This window comes from Streptomyces sp. B3I8, from assembly GCF_030816915.1.
GTDB lineage: Bacteria > Actinomycetota > Actinomycetes > Streptomycetales > Streptomycetaceae > Streptomyces.
The window spans coordinates 3,986,658-4,002,819 of record NZ_JAUSYN010000002.1 but is presented as its reverse complement, the minus strand read 5'-3'; the positions used below and the strand labels follow the sequence as shown (position 1 = coordinate 4,002,819).

Genomic DNA, 16,162 nt, shown 5'->3' with positions numbered 1-16,162 from the left:
GCACGTACGGCTGTGCCCGTGCCCCGTCGACGTGGGCACGGGCACGGGCGTGGAACCGGTGACGCGCGGTGGTCAGCGCCCCTCGTGCCCCCACCAGCCACCGTTCCGCTGCGTGACCTCGGCGGCGACCCGCTGGATCGACTTCACGGCCAGGTCCTTGCGGTCGACGTAGATGTAGTGCCCGCTGTTCGCGGCCGTACGGATCGTGCTGCGATACGAAACCCCCATCCACGCGTACTGACCCTTCGTCCAGTCGGCCTCCAACCGGGGCCCGTAGGCCGGGAACTGGGCCAGGTACTGCTGCCCGTGCCGGATGACCTCGGCCGGGATCCACCCCGCCGACCGGACCTTCCCGTCGGGGACGACGAGGTTCTCCGGGTTCTGCCCCTGCATCACGGCGATCGTCTGCGCCCGCAGATCGCCCGCGTCACCGGTGGCCGACTCCGGGATCACCCGGGTCACATCCGCCGTCGTCGTCGACGAGGTGGCATCCATCAGAACCAGACCCTTGACCTTGTCACGGTGGTCGGGAGCGTAACGGGCCGCGATCAGACCACCCAGCGAGTGACCGGCAAGCACGACAGGCGAGTCACCGGACACCCGGTCGATCACCCCGGTCAGCACCCGGCCCGTGTCCGCCATGCTCTGCGGACCCTCCGGCTTGTCACTCCCGCCCTCACCGAGCCGGTCGTAGGAGCAGACCCGGTTCTTGGCGCTCAGCGTCCTCTGCAGGTCCGCCATCGCGCCCAGGCCGTCCCCCAGACCCGCCACCAGCACCACCACCGGCTTACGGTCGCTCTGCCACCCCCCGCAGGACACGTTCACCGAATGCCCCTCCACACTGATCTTCTTCTCCCCGACGAAGGACTCCCCGCGACCGACGTGACCCGTGTGCTTGCCCCACGCCGCGCTCTCGTACGCCGCCCCGCCGCCATGCCCCTTCGCCTGCGCCACACCGGCGTAACCCGTACCGGCGACGGTGCAGCAGAGGGCGGCGACGGCGGTGGCCTTGAGCATGCGGTTCATGGAGTCCTCCGAAGACGAACAGGGAAGCTGGTAGCGAACGGCGGACCCCTTCACCAGGTCCTCGGCCCAAGCCCTGCGGCCATGACTGAACGCTATGAATTTCCCGTCCGGAAGTCGTCACCCCACCGTGGGTACTGCCCGTAGCTCTCCAGGGGGAAGGCACCACCCGTACCTCCACCCCCAGGTCCAGCCCCACCTACGCCACCCGGGGCAGCACCGCACTGCCGATCGGAACCACCGCAGGTCAGGCCGCCCCCACCAACCCCGCCGCCTTTCGCGCCCCACGCTGCCGTCGCGCCCAAGGGACGCCCGGGGGTGCGGTCAGACCCACCGAAGGTGCCGACGCAGTACCCGTTCACCTGTCACGCGGGTCCTGCTCCCGGCGTGGGACCGAGACCGGCCTGGGGCTGGCCGCCGTCCACCGGGATGTGGGCCCCGTTCACGGCGCCCGAGGCAGGTGACAGCAGAAACGTGATCACTCGGGCCACCTCCTCCGCGTTCAGGAGCCGCCCGCTCGGGTTGCGGCCCGCGTAGGCGGCGTAGGTCTCCGGATCCCGCTGACGGAGGCGGTCCCAGCTCTTCCCCGGCAGAAGGATGGATCCGGGGCTCACGGTGTTCACTCGGACCCGGTGGGGGGCCAGTTCTTGGCAGAGTGCCCCCGCCAGATAGATCTCAGCGGACTTGGCAGCCCCGTACTGTGCCGGAAAGCGGGGTTTCCAGCCGGAGATGGACGAGACGAGGACGACGGAACCGCCCGCACGGAGATGCGGCAGCCCCGCCCGTACGGCCCGCACCGCATGGCCACCGTTCAGCTCCCAGGTCGCCTGCCAGTCCTCGCGTGTGGATTCGAGCAGTCCGCCGCCCCGCTTGCCGCCGACATTGGCGACCAACCCGTCGAGCCCGCCGAGCTCACGCCCTGCCCTGTCCGTGAAGTCCTCCAACTCGTCCGGCGCGAGGACGTCCACGGCACCCGTGATCACCCTGCCGTTCTCGCTCCTCAACTCGGCTGCCGCACGCACGAGCCGGTCCGCGTCCCGTCCGCAGAGAGCGACCGAGGCACCTTCCGCCACCAGTAGACGTGCGACGGCGAACCCGAGACCCCGGCTGCCACCGGTGATCAGAAAAGTCCGGTTCCGCAGCCCGTACGTGACCGCGGGCGCGATGTTCTCCTCCATGACTCCAGCCTGTCACCCGGCCACCCGCCGCCTCTCAACGGACCAGTTTGCGGATGACGATGCCCACGATCAGTGTGGTGAACAGCAGGCCCGCCGAGGCGAACGCGACAGCGAGTGCCGTCCACTGGCTCGATTTGAGTTCCGACGGCAGGCCGGTGCCGACGTTCAGCCACAGTGCGAGGGCCAGGAGCAGGGACTTCCCCGCGGACGCCGGATCCGTCATTCCCTGGCCGGGGTCACGCAGCGGGCCGGCCACATGGAGTGCCGCGGCCGTGAGGAGGATGCCCGCCATGAGGAAGCGCGCCGGATTGCGGGCCCGTACGCCCCAGCCGAGGACGCCTCCGACAATGCCGCGGGAGACACTGCGCCGCAGCAGGGGCAGCAGGGCGGCCTCGCGTTGCCGGGTGAGGTAGTAGAGCTGATCCACCTCCCGGTTCCGATTCCGCCTGGCCAGCGCCGAGCGAACCGACTCCAGGGCGGTACCGGTCACTTCGGTGAAGGAACGTTCGAGGAAGGAGACGATCTGGCCTCCGTCCCGGAAGACCTCGCCGGCGAGTTCCATGTCACTGACGCTGGAGGCCGCGTCGAGGCTGTAGCGCGAGCCGCCACCGGGCAGCCCGAGAGTGTCGGTGACCGAGGTTCCCCGGAGGCTGATCACCATGGGCTCCCGCGAGGTCGCCGTCAGGCGCATGACCGTGCTGTTGTCGAGGGCGAGGCATGCGGTCACCTCCGCACGGTCGCGTGCGCTGCCATGGGTCTCCAGTCCCCGCACCTCCACCGGGCCACGCACCGTGCTGTCGCTGATGGTGCTGTGGTCCTCGGCAGGAATCACCAGCCCGTTCACACGTACCGACTCGCTGCACCGCAGCTCCGTCGCCCGCAGAGGCTCGTCCAGACGTACCCGTTGCAGGTTCAGTTCCTGCGCTTCCACGTCTCGCAGGTCCAGCGCGGACAGCCAGAGGTCGTCGAAGGTGATGTCCTCCCGAGCGCGCACGGCGCGGGCGACCACCCGAGGGCGGCCGAGGCGTCCCCCGGTGACCTGGCTCTTCACCGCCAAAGCCGACAGCCGGGCCTGGGTGATGTGCACGTCCCCGCGCAGCGCGTTGATCTGCAGGAGCTCCTCGACCCGCAGGCGCTCCAGCCGGGTGGCACCGCAGGAGTGGAGTGCGGCGGAGACGAGCGAGGTGTCGGTGATGATCAGCTCGCAGCCCATCGGGGTGTTACGGACGGTCAGCCGCCCGATCCTCGAATTCGCCACCAGGACGGCGTCCGCCTCCACATGGTCGATGACCAGTTCGTCGATGTGGCAGGAGCGGACGGTGAGCGTTCCGTCGATGCTGACGCGTTCGAGAGTGACCCGGGCCGCGGAGACGACGTCGAGGAGAAGGTCCGCCTCGACCTCCTCCTGACGTAAGTGAACACTGCGGTCGGCGACGGTACGTTGTCTGCCGATCCTCGCCAGTTCCTCGATGGTGCGGACAGCTCCCACAGGCATCCCCCTCCTGCTTGTGACGGCGTGTTGCGTCAGGTGACGAGGTCCACGGCCGCCCGCAGTTCGTCGGGCAGGCGAGCGGGCACGGCCGGACCGTCGAGAGCGGCCACGACCTTCCGGGCAGCCTGTTCGGGCTCCACCTCGTCGGTGCGAACCACCACATCGAAAAGGTCACGCAGGTCGGAGTCGAGGAGGTCCCGCGCGGTCTCGTCCCAGGCCTTCAGCCGTTTCGCGGTATCGGCGTCGTTGCGCAGCCTGGACCGGGTCTCGCACACCCCTCGTGGCACCCAGAGCAGCACACGCAACCACCTCGTCCCCGTGTCGGACAACAAGGTGCGCAGGTCGGTGACGTTCCCCATGTGCACCACCGGTACCTGTCCGTGCTTCTGAGGCTCCTCGAGGAGACGCCGGTCGACTGCGTAGACATTGCCGTAGCGGCGGGTCTCCACCAGGACACGGTTCTGTGCACGCAGATCGTTCAGCTCGTCCTCGGTGACGAACCGGTACCCGGCCGACCGGCCCGTGCCCTGTTTCAGCTTGGTGAGCAGCTCGAAACGGGGGTCGACGGCGGACAGCGCCGCGGTGACGGTGTCCTTCCCCGCCGTGGGCGGACCGTAGAGGGCGACGGCGGTCATGATCTCTCCCTCAGTGTCTGTGCCACGGACTCGCACTGTTCGGCCAGGGGCCGGGACGCGGTGATGCGGTTGTCGATCACATGATGAGAGACGACCGGGCGCAGATCGAGGTCCATGCCGTTCGCGTACGCCGACCAGTGAGCCAGTTTCCAGGTGTCCCGCGAGGCGTTGCGCGAGATCAGACGTTCCCGCATGGACTCCACGTCGCTGTCCACCCACAGCGCCTCGAACCGGGCACCCAGCCGACGGCACCGCCTCGCCACCCGGCCGGTCCACTGGGTGTCGGCGGCCTCGGCGAGAAAGGGTGCGACCAGGACGACGGAGATGCCGCACTCGAGGTTCTCCCAGGCCGCCTTCATCAGGCACTCGTATTCCAGTGGCCTGACATGCTCCAGATACGCGGGACTGTGCCGGTCGTCCGGGTCACCGCCCATGGCCTGCAGGAGCCGTTCCGTGAGGGGGCGGCTCAGCGTGTCCTTGTCGAGCATCGCCCACCCCGTCGCCGCCGCGAGCAACTTGCCGGCCTCCGACTTGCCCGAACCGGCATACCCCCCGACCAGCGCGAGGGTGAGCCGACTCGTATCTGCGGTTGTGATGGTCACTCGGCCCCTCCCGATAGGTCGTACGTGACGATCTTAGGAGCACGACGCATCTCCTGAGGCGTGTAAACGCCTGCAGCACGGGGGAGTTGGCCGGATCGCTCCCGTCAGCGCCCCTCGTGCCCCCACCGGCCGTTGTTCTGCTGCGTGACCTCGGCGGCGACCCGCTGGATCGACTTCACGGCCAGGTCCTTGCGGTCTACGTAGATGTAGTGGCCGCTGTTCTCCGCCACGCGGATCGTGCCGCGGTGGGACACGGTCGTCCACGTGTACTGACCCTTCGTCCAGTCGGCCTCCAACCGGGGCCCGTAGGCCGGGAACTGGGCCAGGTACTGCTGCCCGTGCCGGATGACCTCGGCCGGGATCCACCCCGCCGACCGGACCTTCCCGTCGGGGACGACGAGGTTCTCCGGGTTCTGCCCCTGCATGACCCCAATGGTCTGCGCCCGCAGATCGCCCGCGTCACCGGTGGCCGACTCCGGGATCACCCGGGTCACATCCGCCGTCGTCGTCGACGAGGTGGCATCCATCAGAACCAGACCCTTGACCTTGTCACGGTGGTCGGGAGCGTAACGGGCCGCGATCAGACCACCCAGCGAGTGACCGGCAAGCACGACAGGCGAGTCACCGGACACCCGGTCGATCACCCCGGTCAGCACCCGGCCCGTGTCCGCCATGCTCTGCGGACCCTCCGGCTTGTCACTCCCGCCCTCACCGAGCCGGTCGTAGGAGCAGACCCGGTTCTTCTCACTCAGCGTCCTCTGCAGGTCCGCCATCGCGCCCAGGCCGTCCCCCAGACCCGCCACCAGCATGACCACGGGCTTGCGCCCCGTCTGCCGCCCCGCGCAGGACACGTTCACCGAATGCCCCTCCACACTGATCTTCTTCTCCCCGACGAAGGAGTCGACCCGGCCCGTGCTGCCCGCGTGGGTCGCCCTGACAGTGCTGCCGTCCGCCCCGCCGTCGTGTCCGGCGGCCTGCGCCACACCCACGTATCCGGTTCCGGCGACGGTGCAGCACAGCGCGGCGACGGCGGTGGCCTTGAGCATGCGGTTCATGGGGTCCTCCGGGAGCGCGGGACAGCGGATCAGTGAACGGTGGGTCCCTTCACCAGGCCCTCGGCCCAGGCGTTGCGGCCATGACTGAACGCTATGTGCGCGCGCCTGAGGACGCGTCACCCCACCGTGGACACCTGCGTGTAGCTCCACCGGGGGACAGCGCCGGTGCGGCGCCGGCCCGCATCGGGCGCGGGACGGGCCCGCCCCCCGCCGTCCCACCGACCCGCACCGCCCTCCCGGCGCGTCATTCCCCGTCGCGTGCCGACAGGCGGTGCGTGATCCGGTCGAACAGCTCCGTCAGCGGCTCGCCGATCTCCCGGCCGAACCCGGTCAGCCCGTAGGTCACCTGAGGCGGTGTCGTCGGCTCGACCTTCCGCCAGACCAGGCCGTCCTGGACCAGCGTGCGCAGGGTCTGGGCGAGCATCTTCTCGCTGATGCCCTGAATGCTCTCCCGCAGCTCGTAGAAGCGGAGGTCGTTGCTCCGCAGGGAGATGAGCACCCAGACGCCCCACCTGCTCGTCACATGGTCGACCATGTCCCTCGCGAGGCAGTCCGTGTGAAACACGTCATAGCGCCTGCCCGCTCCGGCCTGTCTGTGCTGCACGCCTTCCACCATGTCATGAGCTTACCTTCAGGTATGCCCTTACCCAGAGTTAGCCCATCCTCGTAGCGTGCGGACCACATACGAGACACACCATCAAGGAGCTGGACATGATCGTGGTGACTGGGGCCACCGGAAACATCGGGCGGCCGTTGACGCGCACGCTCGCCGCGACGGGCGCGCAGGTGACGGCGGTCTCGCGGCACGCGGCGGCGGTGCCGGACGGCGTCCGCCACCTGGTGGCCGACCTCGCCGACCCGGACAGCCTCACGCCCGCGCTGACCGGCGCGAAGTCGCTCTTCCTGATGCTGTCCGGCGACCTGCACGCGACCGGGGCCGACCCGGCCGACCTCATCGCCCGGGCCGCCGGCAGCGGAGTCCGCCGCGTCGTCCTGCTCTCCACCCTCGGGGTGGTGACCAGGCCCTTCGGCACCACCCGCCTCGCGATGCGGGCGCTGGAGGACACGCTGCGGGAGTCCGGTCCGGAGTGGGCCGTCCTGCGGCCGGGCGGCTTCGCCTCCAACGCGCTGTGGTGGGCCGAGTCCGTCCGCACCCGGCGGGTCGTCGCCGCGCCCTTCGGAGACGTCGGGGTGCCGGTCGTCGACCCGGCGGACATCGCCGAGGTCGCGGCGGCCTGCCTGCTGGAAGACCGGCACACCGGCAGCTCCTACGAGCTGACCGGACCGGCGGTCATCACGCCCCGGGAACAGACGCAGGCGCTCGCCGACGCACTGGGCTCGCCCGTCGGGTTCCACGAACTGACCCGGGAGGAGGCCAGGGCCGGCATGGCACGGAGCATGCCTGCGGAGCTCGCCGACGACACGCTGGACATCCTCGGCTCCCCCAGCCCGGCCGAGCTGCACGTCAGCCCGGACGTCGAGCGGGTGCTGGGCCGCGCCCCGCGCACCTTCGCGGACTGGGCCGCCCGCCACGTCGACGTGTTCCGCTGAGCCCGGAGCCCGGCGGGTCCTCCCGCCGGGCTCGAGCGCATCCCCGCCGGCCGCCGCACCGCGCGCCCACGGCCGCGCCGCCGGCCCCGCACATGGCCGTGCCCCCGTCGTCCGGTCGAACCGGAGCGCGGGGGCACGGCCATGTCGTACTAGGCGTCAGGCGCCGAACGCCGGAGAACCGGCCGTCACGTCGTGGTCGTCGAGCGCCTCCGGCGCGACCCCGGGCGGCGTTCGCTCGGGCGGGTGACCGGGTCGCCCGCCTCCAGCGCCGCACGGCGGCGGCGGGCGCCGAAGTCCGCCAGCGCCTCGGCCAGCTTCTGCACCGACGGCTCGGGCGACATGACGTCCACCCGCAGCCCGTGCTCCTCCGCCGTCTTCGCCGTGGCCGGGCCGATGCAGGCGATGACCGTCACGTTGTGCGGCTTGCCGGCGATGCCGACCAGGTTCCGCACCGTCGAGGACGACGTGAACAGGACCGCGTCGAAGCCGCCGCCCTTGATCGCCTCACGGGTCTCCGCGGGCGGCGGCGAGGCACGCACCGTGCGGTAGGCGGTGACGTCGTCGACCTCCCAGCCCAGCTCGATCAGGCCGGCCACCAGCGTCTCGGTGGCGATGTCGGCACGCGGGAGGAAGACCCGGTCGATCGGGTCGAAGACCGGGTCGTACGGCGGCCAGTCCTCCAGCAGACCCGCGGCCGACTGCTCGCCGCTCGGCACCAGATCCGGCTTCACCCCGAAGGCGATCAGCGCGTTCGCGGTCTGCTCGCCGACCGCGGCGACCTTGATGCCCGCGAAGGCGCGCGCGTCCAGGCCGTACTCCTCGAACTTCTCCCGGACCGCCTTCACCGCGTTGACCGAGGTGAACGCGATCCACTCGTAGCGGCCGGTGACCAGGCCCTTGACCGCGCGCTCCATCTGCTGCGGCGTGCGCGGCGGTTCGACGGCGATCGTCGGGACCTCGTGCGGCACGGCACCGTAGGAGCGCAGCTGGTCGGAGAGCGACGCCGCCTGCTCCTTGGTGCGCGGCACGAGCACCCGCCAGCCGAACAGCGGCTTGGACTCGAACCAGGACAGCCGCTCGCGCTGCGCCGCGGCGGAACGCTCGCCGACGACGGCTATCACCGAACGGCCGCCCTCCGGCGAGGGCAGCACCTTGGCCTGCTTCAGCGTCTGCGCGATCGTGCCGAGCGTGGCGGTCCAGGTGCGCTGCCGCGTCGTCGTACCGCCGACCGTCACGGTCAGCGGGGTGTCCGGCTTGCGGCCCCCGGTCACCAGTTCGCCCGCGGCGGCGGCCACGGAGTCCAGCGTGGTGGAGACGACGACCGTGCAGTCGGAGGCGCCGACCTCGCTCCAGCAGCGGTCGGAGGCGGTACGGGCGTCGACGAACCTGACGTCCGTGCCCTCGGCGTCCCGCAGCGGCACACCGGCGTACGCGGGCACGCCGACGGCGGTCGCGACGCCGGGCACCACCTCGAAGGTCACACCCGCGGCGGCGCAGGCGAGCATCTCCTCGGCGGCGCACGTGTCGAGCCCGGGGTCCCCGGTCACCGCACGCACGACCCGCCTGCCGCCCCGCGCGGCCTGCATGACAAGATTGGCGGCATCCCTGGATGCGGGGACGGCAGCGGTTGTTGACGCATCGTCGACGACCGCCAGTTGAGGTGTGCCCGCGTAGGCGGCGGAGGGGACCGACGCGTCCGCCTCCGTGCGCAGCACGGTGACGCCCGGCGGAGCGTGGACACGCACGACGTCGAGCACGTCCGGCTCGGCGACGAGGACGTCCGCGTGCGCCAGCGCCTCCACGGCGCGCAGGGTCAGCAGCCCCGGGTCCCCGGGGCCGGCACCCAGGAAGGTGACGTGCCCGGATCCGTGGCCTACGGGAAGGTTGGTGGGGCTCACTGTGCTCGCTCCCCCATCAGACCGGCCGCGCCCTTGGCCAGCATCTCGGAGGCGAGTTCGCGACCGAGCGCCATTGCCTGGTCGTGCGTCTCGGGCACGGGACCGGTGGTGGACATCTGCACCAGCGTCGAGCCGTCGGTGGTGCCGACGACGCCGCGCAGGCGCATTTCCTTGTCGATCTGCCCGTCGTCCAGAAGGTCGGCGAGCGCACCCACGGGCGCACTGCAGCCGGCCTCCAGGGCGGCGAGCAGGGCTCGCTCGGCGGTGACGGCGGCCCGGGTGAACGGGTCGTCGAGCTCCGCGAGCGCGGCGGCGAGTGCGGCGTCGGCGGCGTTGCCCGCCGTCCGGCACTCGACCGCCAGGGCCCCCTGGCCGGGGGCCGGAAGCACGGTGTCGACCGACAGGAAGTCGGTCACCTCGGAGGTCCTGCCGATCCGGTTGAGCCCGGCGGCGGCCAGCACCACCGCGTCCAGCTCGCCCTTGCGGACGTATCCGATACGGGTGTCGATGTTGCCGCGGATCGGCACCGTCTCGATGCGCATCCCGTGGTCGCGGGCGTACGCGTTGAGCTGCGCCATGCGGCGCGGCGAGCCGGTGCCGACGCGGGCGCCGTCCGGCAGCTCGGCGAAGGTCAACCCGTCCCGGGCGATCAGCACGTCGCGCGGGTCCTCGCGCCGGGGCACGGCGGCCAGGGTCAGCTCGTCGGGCTGCGTGGTCGGCAGGTCCTTGAGCGAGTGCACGGCGAAGTCGACCTCGCCGCGCAGCAGCGCCTCACGCAGCGCGGCGACGAACACACCGGTGCCGCCGATCTGCGCCAGGTGCTCGCGCGAGGTGTCCCCGTACGTCGTGATCTCCACGAGCTCGACGGGCCGTCCGGTCACCTCACCGACCGCATCGGCCACCAGTCCGGACTGGGCCATGGCCAGCTTGCTGCGCCTGGTCCCCAGCCTCAGTGCCTGCTCAGTCATGCTCGCCCTCGGTTCTTGGCGTTCTCGGTGTTGTTCATGGTGCTGGTGCCGCTCCGCGCGTCCTCGGCGGTCGTGCCGGTGATCCCCGCACTTTCCGCACTCCCCGCGATCCCCGCACTCCTCAGGGCGCCGACCGCGTCGGCCGGGGGCCGGTCCGCGCCGTCCGTCCGGGAGACCCGGGCGACCGTCTCGGGGTCCAGGTCGAACAGGGTGCGCAGCGCGTCCGCGTACCCGGCGCCGCCGGGCTCGGCGGCCAGCTGCTTGACCCGTACGGTCGGGGCGTGCAGCAGTTTGTCGACGACGCGCCGCACGGTGCGGGTGATCTCGCCGCGCTGTCTGTCGTCGAGGTCCGGCAGGCGTCCGTCGAGCCGGGCGATCTCGCTCGCGACCACGTCGGCAGCCATCGTACGCAGCGCGACGACCGTCGGGGTGATGTGCGCGGCCCGCTGGGCGGCGCCGAACGCGGCGACCTCGTCGGAGACGATGCGGCGGACCTGCTCGACGTCGGCGGCCATCGGCGCGTCGGCGGAGGCCTCGGCCAGCGACTCCAGGTCGACCAGGCGCACGCCGCGCAGCCGGTGCGCGGCCGCGTCGATGTCCCTCGGCATCGCCAGGTCCAGCAGCGACAGCACGGGGGTGGGGCGCGGGATCTCGGCCACCGGCTCGGGCAGGCGGCGCTCGGGGATGCGGCCGAAGGCCTCGGCGGCGGCGGCGAGCGCGGCGATCAGTTCGGTGTCGTCCGCGGGGGTGCGGTCCGGGGCGCGGCGGCCGCCGTCGCGGCGGTCCGCGGTGCCCGTGCCCTTGTCGACCCAGACGGCGTGCTGCTCCAGCGTCGCGGCGTCCATGCCGGCGACGGCGGCCTCGCCCGCGACGGAGAACCCGCCGGTGGCACCGGTGGCACCCTGCACGGCGGACAGGTCCAGCGGGCAGTTCTCGTCACCGGCGCCACCGGTCCGCTCGCCGGTGCCGGTGGGGCGCACGCCGGTGCGCACGGATGCCGTCGCGGGGACGGCGGCCAGGACGCGCGGCGAGGGGATCCGGCCCTCGACGGCCGCGGCGATCTCCTGCGCGGTCAGCACCAGGCCGGTCGCACCCGTGCAGGACACCGCGACGTCGGCACGTGTCAGCTCGTCGGGCACCGTTTCCATCGGCACGGCCCACGCGGTGACGTCCGTGTCGTCGCCCTCGGTGAGGGTCCGCGCCAGCCGCTCGGCCCGCTCGTGGGTACGGTTGGCGATCACGACCTCGGCCACGCCGACCCGGGCGAGCGTCACCGCCGCCAGCGAGGACATGGAGCCGGCGCCGATCACCAGGGCGCGCTTGCCGCGGGCCCAGCCCTCCACCGGGGCACCGGCGGCGAGCTGTTCCAGGCCGAAGGTGACCAGGGACTGCCCGGCGCGGTCGATGCCGGTCTCGGAGTGGGCGCGCTTGCCGACCCGCAGGGCCTGCTGGAACAGGTCGTTCAGCAGCCGGCCGGCGGTGTGCAGCTCCTGCGCGGTGGCGAGGGAGTCCTTGATCTGGCCGAGGATCTGGCCCTCGCCGACGACCATCGAGTCCAGCCCGCAGGCCACCGAGAACAGGTGGTGGACGGCGCGGTCCTCGTAGTGCACATAAAGATAAGGAGTGAGCTCGTCCAGACCGACCCCGCTGTGCTGGGCGAGCAGCGTGGACAGCTCGGCGACGCCCGCGTGGAACTTGTCCACGTCGGCGTAGAGCTCTATGCGGTTGCAGGTGGCGAGCACCGCGGCCTCGGTGGCCGGTTCGGCGGCGACCGTGTCCTGGAGCAGCTTGGACTGGGCGTCCGCGTTCAGGGCGGCGCGCTCCAGGACGCTGACCGGGGCGCTGCGGTGACTCAGCCCGACGACGAGGAGACTCATGCCGGCATCACGGCGGGGACGTCCCCGTCGGGCCCCTGCTCGGGGGAGAGAGGCGTCGGCCCGGCGTCGACGGCGGGGGCCTGGTTCCTCGCGGCGCGCTTGGCGACGACCGGCGGCTCCTCCGCGGCCGGCAGGGCGCCGTCGATACCGGCTCCCGGGTTCTCCTCGCCGGCCTTGCGCTGCTCGTGGAAGGCGAGGATCTGCAGCTCGATGGAGAGGTCGACCTTGCGCACGTCGACGCCGTCGGGGACGGACAGCACGGTCGGCGCGAAGTTCAGGATGGAGGTGACACCGGCGGCGACCAGTCGCTCGCACACCTGCTGGGCGGCACCGGCGGGGGTGGCGATGACGCCGATCGACACACCGTTGTCCTCGATGATCTTCTCGAGCTCGTCGGTGTGCTGCACCGCGATGCCCGCGACCGTCCTGCCGGTCAGGGCGGGGTCGGCGTCTATCAGCGCGGCGACCCGGAAGCCGCGGGAGGCGAACCCGCCGTAATTGGCGAGCGCGGCGCCGAGGTTGCCGATGCCGACGATGACGACCGGCCAGTCCTGCGTCAGGCCCAGCTCGCGGGAGATCTGGTAGACGAGGTACTCGACGTCGTACCCCACACCCCGGGTGCCGTAGGAGCCGAGATAGGAGAAGTCCTTGCGCAGCTTGGCGGAGTTGACTCCCGCCGCGGCCGCGAGTTCCTCCGAGGAGACCGTGGGTACCGAGCGTTCCGACAGTGCGGTGAGGGCTCGGAGGTACAGCGGAAGACGGGCGACGGTGGCCTCGGGAATTCCTCGGCTGCGGGTCGCCGGTCGGTGAGTTCGGCCAGTTGCCACGGTGCTCCTGCGGGTAGAGCGGGGCTGCAGGCGGTCGTGTGTCCCCGGACCGCCCCGTCGAATGCAGGCTATGTCTTTGTGAACGCGTGCACAAAGATGGTGTCCGATTTGCCCGCCGAACGTGACCGGGCTCACGCAGGTTTCACGGGCGCGCGGGGAACCGGTGCGGGTGCACACGTGTTCCTCTCCTCCAGAGGGCAAAACCGCACACTCTCCTCGCCGAACCCGCCCCCCGAGACACGAACGCCTTCGATCCTAAGCGACGGAGGCGATGTGTTGGACTGGTCGGTCAGTCACGGGAGTGCGGCGGATCAGCCCAGGGCCTTGCGGAGGCGGTCCTCGTTCACCCGCCAGAAGGTGTGCTGTTCACCGTCGATGAGTACGACGGGGATCTGCTCCCAGTAGCGGCGGTTGAGTTCCTCGTCCTCGGTGATGTCCTTGTGTTCCCAGGGCACGTCGAGATCGGCGCACACCCTGGCGACGACGGCCTCGGCGTCGTCGCACAGATGACAGCCGGGCTTGCGCACGAGGGTGACGAGACGGGCGCGGGACGCGCGCCGCAGCAAAGGGCTCATGCCCCCATCCTCTCTCGCCCCCGCCGCCCGTACCCTTCCCGTCCCCTGGGGCTCCACCCCCGCCCCCGAAGATCGCGCGGTTCCCCGCGCCCTCGAAACGGCGCGCAGCACCCTCCAAGGAGCGCGGGGAACCGCGCAGGCCTCCGCGCCCCCGTAGGGACTCGTTCACGAGTCGGCAACCGCCACGGCGCGGAACGCACAAGTGGACTGGCTATGCTCACCGCATGGCCGCTCTCGGATGGCTCACCCCCCGTAGGCGCTCCGCCACCGCACGGAGCGTGCTGGCAGGCGAGGCCTCGGCGGAGGCCGCGCGCAAGACGTCCCAGGACGCCGGCGCCCCGACCGCCCCCGACCACGAGGAACCGGAAGCCCCGTTTCCCGTCTTCGGCGACGACCGGGCCGCCGCCTTCTTCGACCTGGACAACACCGTCATGCAGGGCGCCGCCCTGTTCCACTTCGGCCGCGGCCTGTACAAGCGGAAGTTCTTCGAGACCCGCGACCTCGCCCGCTTCGCCTGGCAGCAGGCGTGGTTCCGGCTGGCCGGTGTCGAGGACCCGGAGCACATGCAGGAGGCCCGCGACTCCGCGCTCTCCATCGTCAAGGGCCACCGCGTCGCCGAGCTGCAGTCGATCGGCGAGGAGATCTACGACGAGTACATGGCCGAGCGCATCTGGCCGGGCACCCGCGCGCTGGCCCAGGCGCACCTCGACGCCGGGCAGAAGGTGTGGCTCGTCACTGCCGCCCCCGTGGAGATCGCCACGGTGATCGCACGCCGGCTCGGCCTGACCGGCGCGCTCGGCACGGTCGCCGAGTCGGTCGACGGCGTCTACACCGGCCGCCTCGTCGGCGAGCCGCTGCACGGCCCGGCCAAGGCGGAGGCCGTACGGGCCCTGGCGACGGCGGAGGGCCTGGACCTGTCCCGCTGCGCCGCGTACAGCGACAGCCACAACGACATCCCGATGCTGTCCCTCGTCGGACATCCGTACGCGATCAACCCCGACGCGAAGCTGCGCAAGCACGCGCGCCGGCTCGACTGGCGACTGCGGGACTACCGCACCGGACGCAAGGCGGCGAAGGTCGGCATTCCCGCGGCCGCCGGCGTCGGCGCCGTGGCGGGCGGCACGGCCGCCGCGATCGCACTGACCCGTCGCCGCCGGTAACCACCCGGACGGAGAACCCGGGCGGCCGTGCGGACGGCAATTCGCGGCCGCCGCCAATACGTCGGACGTAGGCGAAACCCGATGCCGAGCGGTCACCAAGCGGTCATTCGGTGACACGCAAATGTGTGCGGAAGCGCTACAGAAGCGACGTAATCGATGATTTGAGCAACTGGGCGTAGCGCAGCCTGTACGAAGCGTTATTCTCCTCAGACGCAATCCGGTACCCCTCCACCGCTACGACGGGTGAATGGTTCCGCACTGCACGTGATGGAAGCTCTGCCTCTGGGAGTCCCGTGTACCCACACGTCGGGGTTGACGCCTCGGGCCTGGCTACGCTCCGCGCTACGGTCCTCGACCTGCTGCGCGGTCTCGTCCCCACCGCGTACGCCGTCCCGGCCTTCGCCGCCGCCGCGCCCGCCGGTCCGTGCTACGCACTGGCCGACGGCAGTGCCGCGGTCGGCGGAACACGCGGCCGACCGGGCCCCGCCACGACCGCCCGCCGTCCCGCCGCCGACAGTGACAGTGCCCGCATGATGGATCTCGTGGAACGCGCCCAGGCCGGCGAGGCCGAAGCCTTCGGGCGCCTGTACGACCAATACAGCGACACCGTCCACCGCTACATCTACTACCGCGTGAACAGCAAGGCCACGGCCGAGGACCTCACCAGCGAGACCTTTCTGCGCGCACTGCGCCGGATCGGCACCTTCACCTGGCAGGGCCGCGACTTCGGTGCCTGGCTCGTCACGATCGCCCGCAACCTCGTCGCCGACCACTTCAAGTCCAGCCGCTTCCGGCTGGAGGTCACCACCGGCGAGATGCTCGACGCCAACGAGGTCGCGCGCTCACCCGAGGACTCCGTCCTGGAGCACCTCTCCAACGCCGCCCTCCTCGACGCCGTCCGCAGACTCAACCCCCAGCAGCAGGAGTGCGTCACGCTCCGGTTCCTCCAGGGTCTCTCCGTCGCCGAGACCGCCCGGGTCATGGGCAAGAACGAAGGCGCCATCAAGACCCTCCAGTACCGCGCCGTGCGCACCCTCGCCCGCCTGCTGCCCGAAGACGCCCGCTGACCCCCGACCCCGACCGACACCCCGCACATCCGTCGACGCCCGTCGATGCGAGTCGATCCATGGACGTCGCCCGTCGACGCCCGTCGACGCCCGTCTGCTCCGTCCGACGTCGTACACCCGCCGACGCCCGCACACCGAGCGTCACCTCAACACACCTTTCGTCATCGGCCGGTTGGCCCCGCGGCCGGATCGCCCGCCGTCCGTAACCCAAGTGCCAAGCCGCTCGTTGTGCGGGATACAGGCTCCCTGTGGTC

General features: G+C 71.3%; 15 protein-coding genes. 3 read left to right on the top strand and 12 right to left on the bottom strand.

The annotated features are described in order from the left end of the window. Nucleotides 1–72: 72 nt before the first annotated feature. The 7 genes from QFZ64_RS19920 to QFZ64_RS19890 form a co-directional block, all read right to left on the bottom strand. Complete coding sequence (locus QFZ64_RS19920) at nucleotides 73–1,026, bottom strand: alpha/beta fold hydrolase (protein ID WP_307067631.1); 954 nt, start codon at nucleotides 1,024–1,026, stop codon at nucleotides 73–75. A gap of 362 nt (nucleotides 1,027–1,388) precedes the next feature. Continuing rightward, nucleotides 1,389–2,201: an SDR family NAD(P)-dependent oxidoreductase gene (locus tag QFZ64_RS19915; RefSeq protein ID WP_307067629.1), complete on the bottom strand. Its 813-nt coding sequence runs from the start codon at nucleotides 2,199–2,201 to the stop codon at nucleotides 1,389–1,391. Nucleotides 2,202–2,235: 34 nt separating this feature from the next. Then, nucleotides 2,236–3,696 carry a hypothetical protein gene (locus tag QFZ64_RS19910; protein ID WP_307067628.1) on the bottom strand — a complete coding sequence of 487 codons (1,461 nt, stop codon included), beginning with the start codon at nucleotides 3,694–3,696 and terminating at the stop codon, nucleotides 2,236–2,238. Between the two features lie 29 nt (nucleotides 3,697–3,725). Further along, nucleotides 3,726–4,328 (bottom strand): guanylate kinase, encoded by a 603-nt coding sequence (locus QFZ64_RS19905; RefSeq protein ID WP_307067626.1) that lies wholly within the window; start codon nucleotides 4,326–4,328, stop codon nucleotides 3,726–3,728. Then, complete coding sequence (locus tag QFZ64_RS19900) at nucleotides 4,325–4,930, bottom strand: AAA family ATPase (RefSeq protein WP_307067624.1); 606 nt, start codon at nucleotides 4,928–4,930, stop codon at nucleotides 4,325–4,327. The genes QFZ64_RS19905 and QFZ64_RS19900 overlap by 4 nt, the downstream gene beginning before the upstream one ends. Before the next feature lie 104 nt (nucleotides 4,931–5,034). Next, entirely contained in the window at nucleotides 5,035–5,985 is a 951-nt protein-coding gene (locus tag QFZ64_RS19895) for an alpha/beta hydrolase (protein WP_307067622.1), read from the bottom strand. A gap of 244 nt (nucleotides 5,986–6,229) precedes the next feature. After that, nucleotides 6,230–6,601, bottom strand: coding sequence for a helix-turn-helix domain-containing protein (locus QFZ64_RS19890; RefSeq protein ID WP_307067620.1), 372 nt, complete (start codon nucleotides 6,599–6,601; stop codon nucleotides 6,230–6,232). Nucleotides 6,602–6,696: 95 nt separating this feature from the next. Here QFZ64_RS19890 and QFZ64_RS19885 point away from each other — a divergent pair, with 95 nt between their 5' ends. After that, nucleotides 6,697–7,536 (top strand): SDR family oxidoreductase, encoded by an 840-nt coding sequence (locus tag QFZ64_RS19885; RefSeq protein ID WP_307067617.1) that lies wholly within the window; start codon nucleotides 6,697–6,699, stop codon nucleotides 7,534–7,536. Nucleotides 7,537–7,721: 185 nt separating this feature from the next. On the opposite strand, the gene QFZ64_RS19880 is transcribed toward QFZ64_RS19885, so the two are convergent. From QFZ64_RS19880 to QFZ64_RS19860, 5 genes are all read right to left on the bottom strand, one after another. Then, nucleotides 7,722–9,434 carry a uroporphyrinogen-III synthase gene (locus QFZ64_RS19880; RefSeq protein ID WP_307067615.1) on the bottom strand — a complete coding sequence of 571 codons (1,713 nt, stop codon included), beginning with the start codon at nucleotides 9,432–9,434 and terminating at the stop codon, nucleotides 7,722–7,724. After that, nucleotides 9,431–10,402, bottom strand: a complete 972-nt coding sequence (hemC, locus tag QFZ64_RS19875) for a hydroxymethylbilane synthase (RefSeq protein ID WP_307067613.1) — start codon at nucleotides 10,400–10,402, stop codon at nucleotides 9,431–9,433. The genes QFZ64_RS19880 and hemC overlap by 4 nt, the downstream gene beginning before the upstream one ends. Next, nucleotides 10,399–12,279, bottom strand: a complete 1,881-nt coding sequence (locus QFZ64_RS19870; protein ID WP_307067611.1) for a glutamyl-tRNA reductase — start codon at nucleotides 12,277–12,279, stop codon at nucleotides 10,399–10,401. Before QFZ64_RS19870 ends, hemC begins: the two co-directional genes overlap by 4 nt. Then, nucleotides 12,276–13,106: a redox-sensing transcriptional repressor Rex gene (locus QFZ64_RS19865; RefSeq protein ID WP_307067609.1), complete on the bottom strand. Its 831-nt coding sequence runs from the start codon at nucleotides 13,104–13,106 to the stop codon at nucleotides 12,276–12,278. The genes QFZ64_RS19870 and QFZ64_RS19865 overlap by 4 nt, the downstream gene beginning before the upstream one ends. Before the next feature lie 311 nt (nucleotides 13,107–13,417). Next, nucleotides 13,418–13,681, bottom strand: coding sequence for a glutaredoxin family protein (locus tag QFZ64_RS19860; RefSeq protein ID WP_307067607.1), 264 nt, complete (start codon nucleotides 13,679–13,681; stop codon nucleotides 13,418–13,420). 224 nt (nucleotides 13,682–13,905) lie between these two features. Here QFZ64_RS19860 and QFZ64_RS19855 point away from each other — a divergent pair, with 224 nt between their 5' ends. Both QFZ64_RS19855 and QFZ64_RS19850 read left to right on the top strand, forming a co-directional pair. Then, a complete protein-coding gene (locus QFZ64_RS19855; protein ID WP_307067605.1) occupies nucleotides 13,906–14,841 on the top strand; it encodes an HAD family phosphatase in 936 nt (311 codons plus the stop codon). A gap of 293 nt (nucleotides 14,842–15,134) precedes the next feature. Further along, the gene (locus QFZ64_RS19850) at nucleotides 15,135–15,908 is read left to right on the top strand and encodes an ECF subfamily RNA polymerase sigma factor, BldN family (RefSeq protein ID WP_307067602.1); all 774 of its coding nucleotides are present in this window, start codon (nucleotides 15,135–15,137) and stop codon (nucleotides 15,906–15,908) included. Nucleotides 15,909–16,162: the final 254 nt, after the last annotated feature.

Excerpts from the sequence above, each read along its gene's own strand:
- QFZ64_RS19885 (WP_307067617.1), top strand. The coding sequence starts at position 6,697 with ATGATCGTGGTGACTGGGGCCACCGGAAACATCGGGCGGCCGTTGACG.
- QFZ64_RS19915 (WP_307067629.1), bottom strand. The coding sequence starts at position 2,201 with ATGGAGGAGAACATCGCGCCCGCGGTCACGTACGGGCTGCGGAACCGG.
- QFZ64_RS19860 (WP_307067607.1), bottom strand. The coding sequence starts at position 13,681 with ATGAGCCCTTTGCTGCGGCGCGCGTCCCGCGCCCGTCTCGTCACCCTC.
- QFZ64_RS19910 (WP_307067628.1), bottom strand. The coding sequence starts at position 3,696 with ATGCCTGTGGGAGCTGTCCGCACCATCGAGGAACTGGCGAGGATCGGC.
- QFZ64_RS19895 (WP_307067622.1), bottom strand. The coding sequence starts at position 5,985 with ATGAACCGCATGCTCAAGGCCACCGCCGTCGCCGCGCTGTGCTGCACC.
- QFZ64_RS19920 (WP_307067631.1), bottom strand. The coding sequence starts at position 1,026 with ATGAACCGCATGCTCAAGGCCACCGCCGTCGCCGCCCTCTGCTGCACC.
- QFZ64_RS19870 (WP_307067611.1), bottom strand. The coding sequence starts at position 12,279 with ATGAGTCTCCTCGTCGTCGGGCTGAGTCACCGCAGCGCCCCGGTCAGC.
- QFZ64_RS19855 (WP_307067605.1), top strand. The coding sequence starts at position 13,906 with ATGGCCGCTCTCGGATGGCTCACCCCCCGTAGGCGCTCCGCCACCGCA.
- hemC (WP_307067613.1), bottom strand. The coding sequence starts at position 10,402 with ATGACTGAGCAGGCACTGAGGCTGGGGACCAGGCGCAGCAAGCTGGCC.
- QFZ64_RS19905 (WP_307067626.1), bottom strand. The coding sequence starts at position 4,328 with ATGACCGCCGTCGCCCTCTACGGTCCGCCCACGGCGGGGAAGGACACC.
- QFZ64_RS19890 (WP_307067620.1), bottom strand. The coding sequence starts at position 6,601 with ATGGTGGAAGGCGTGCAGCACAGACAGGCCGGAGCGGGCAGGCGCTAT.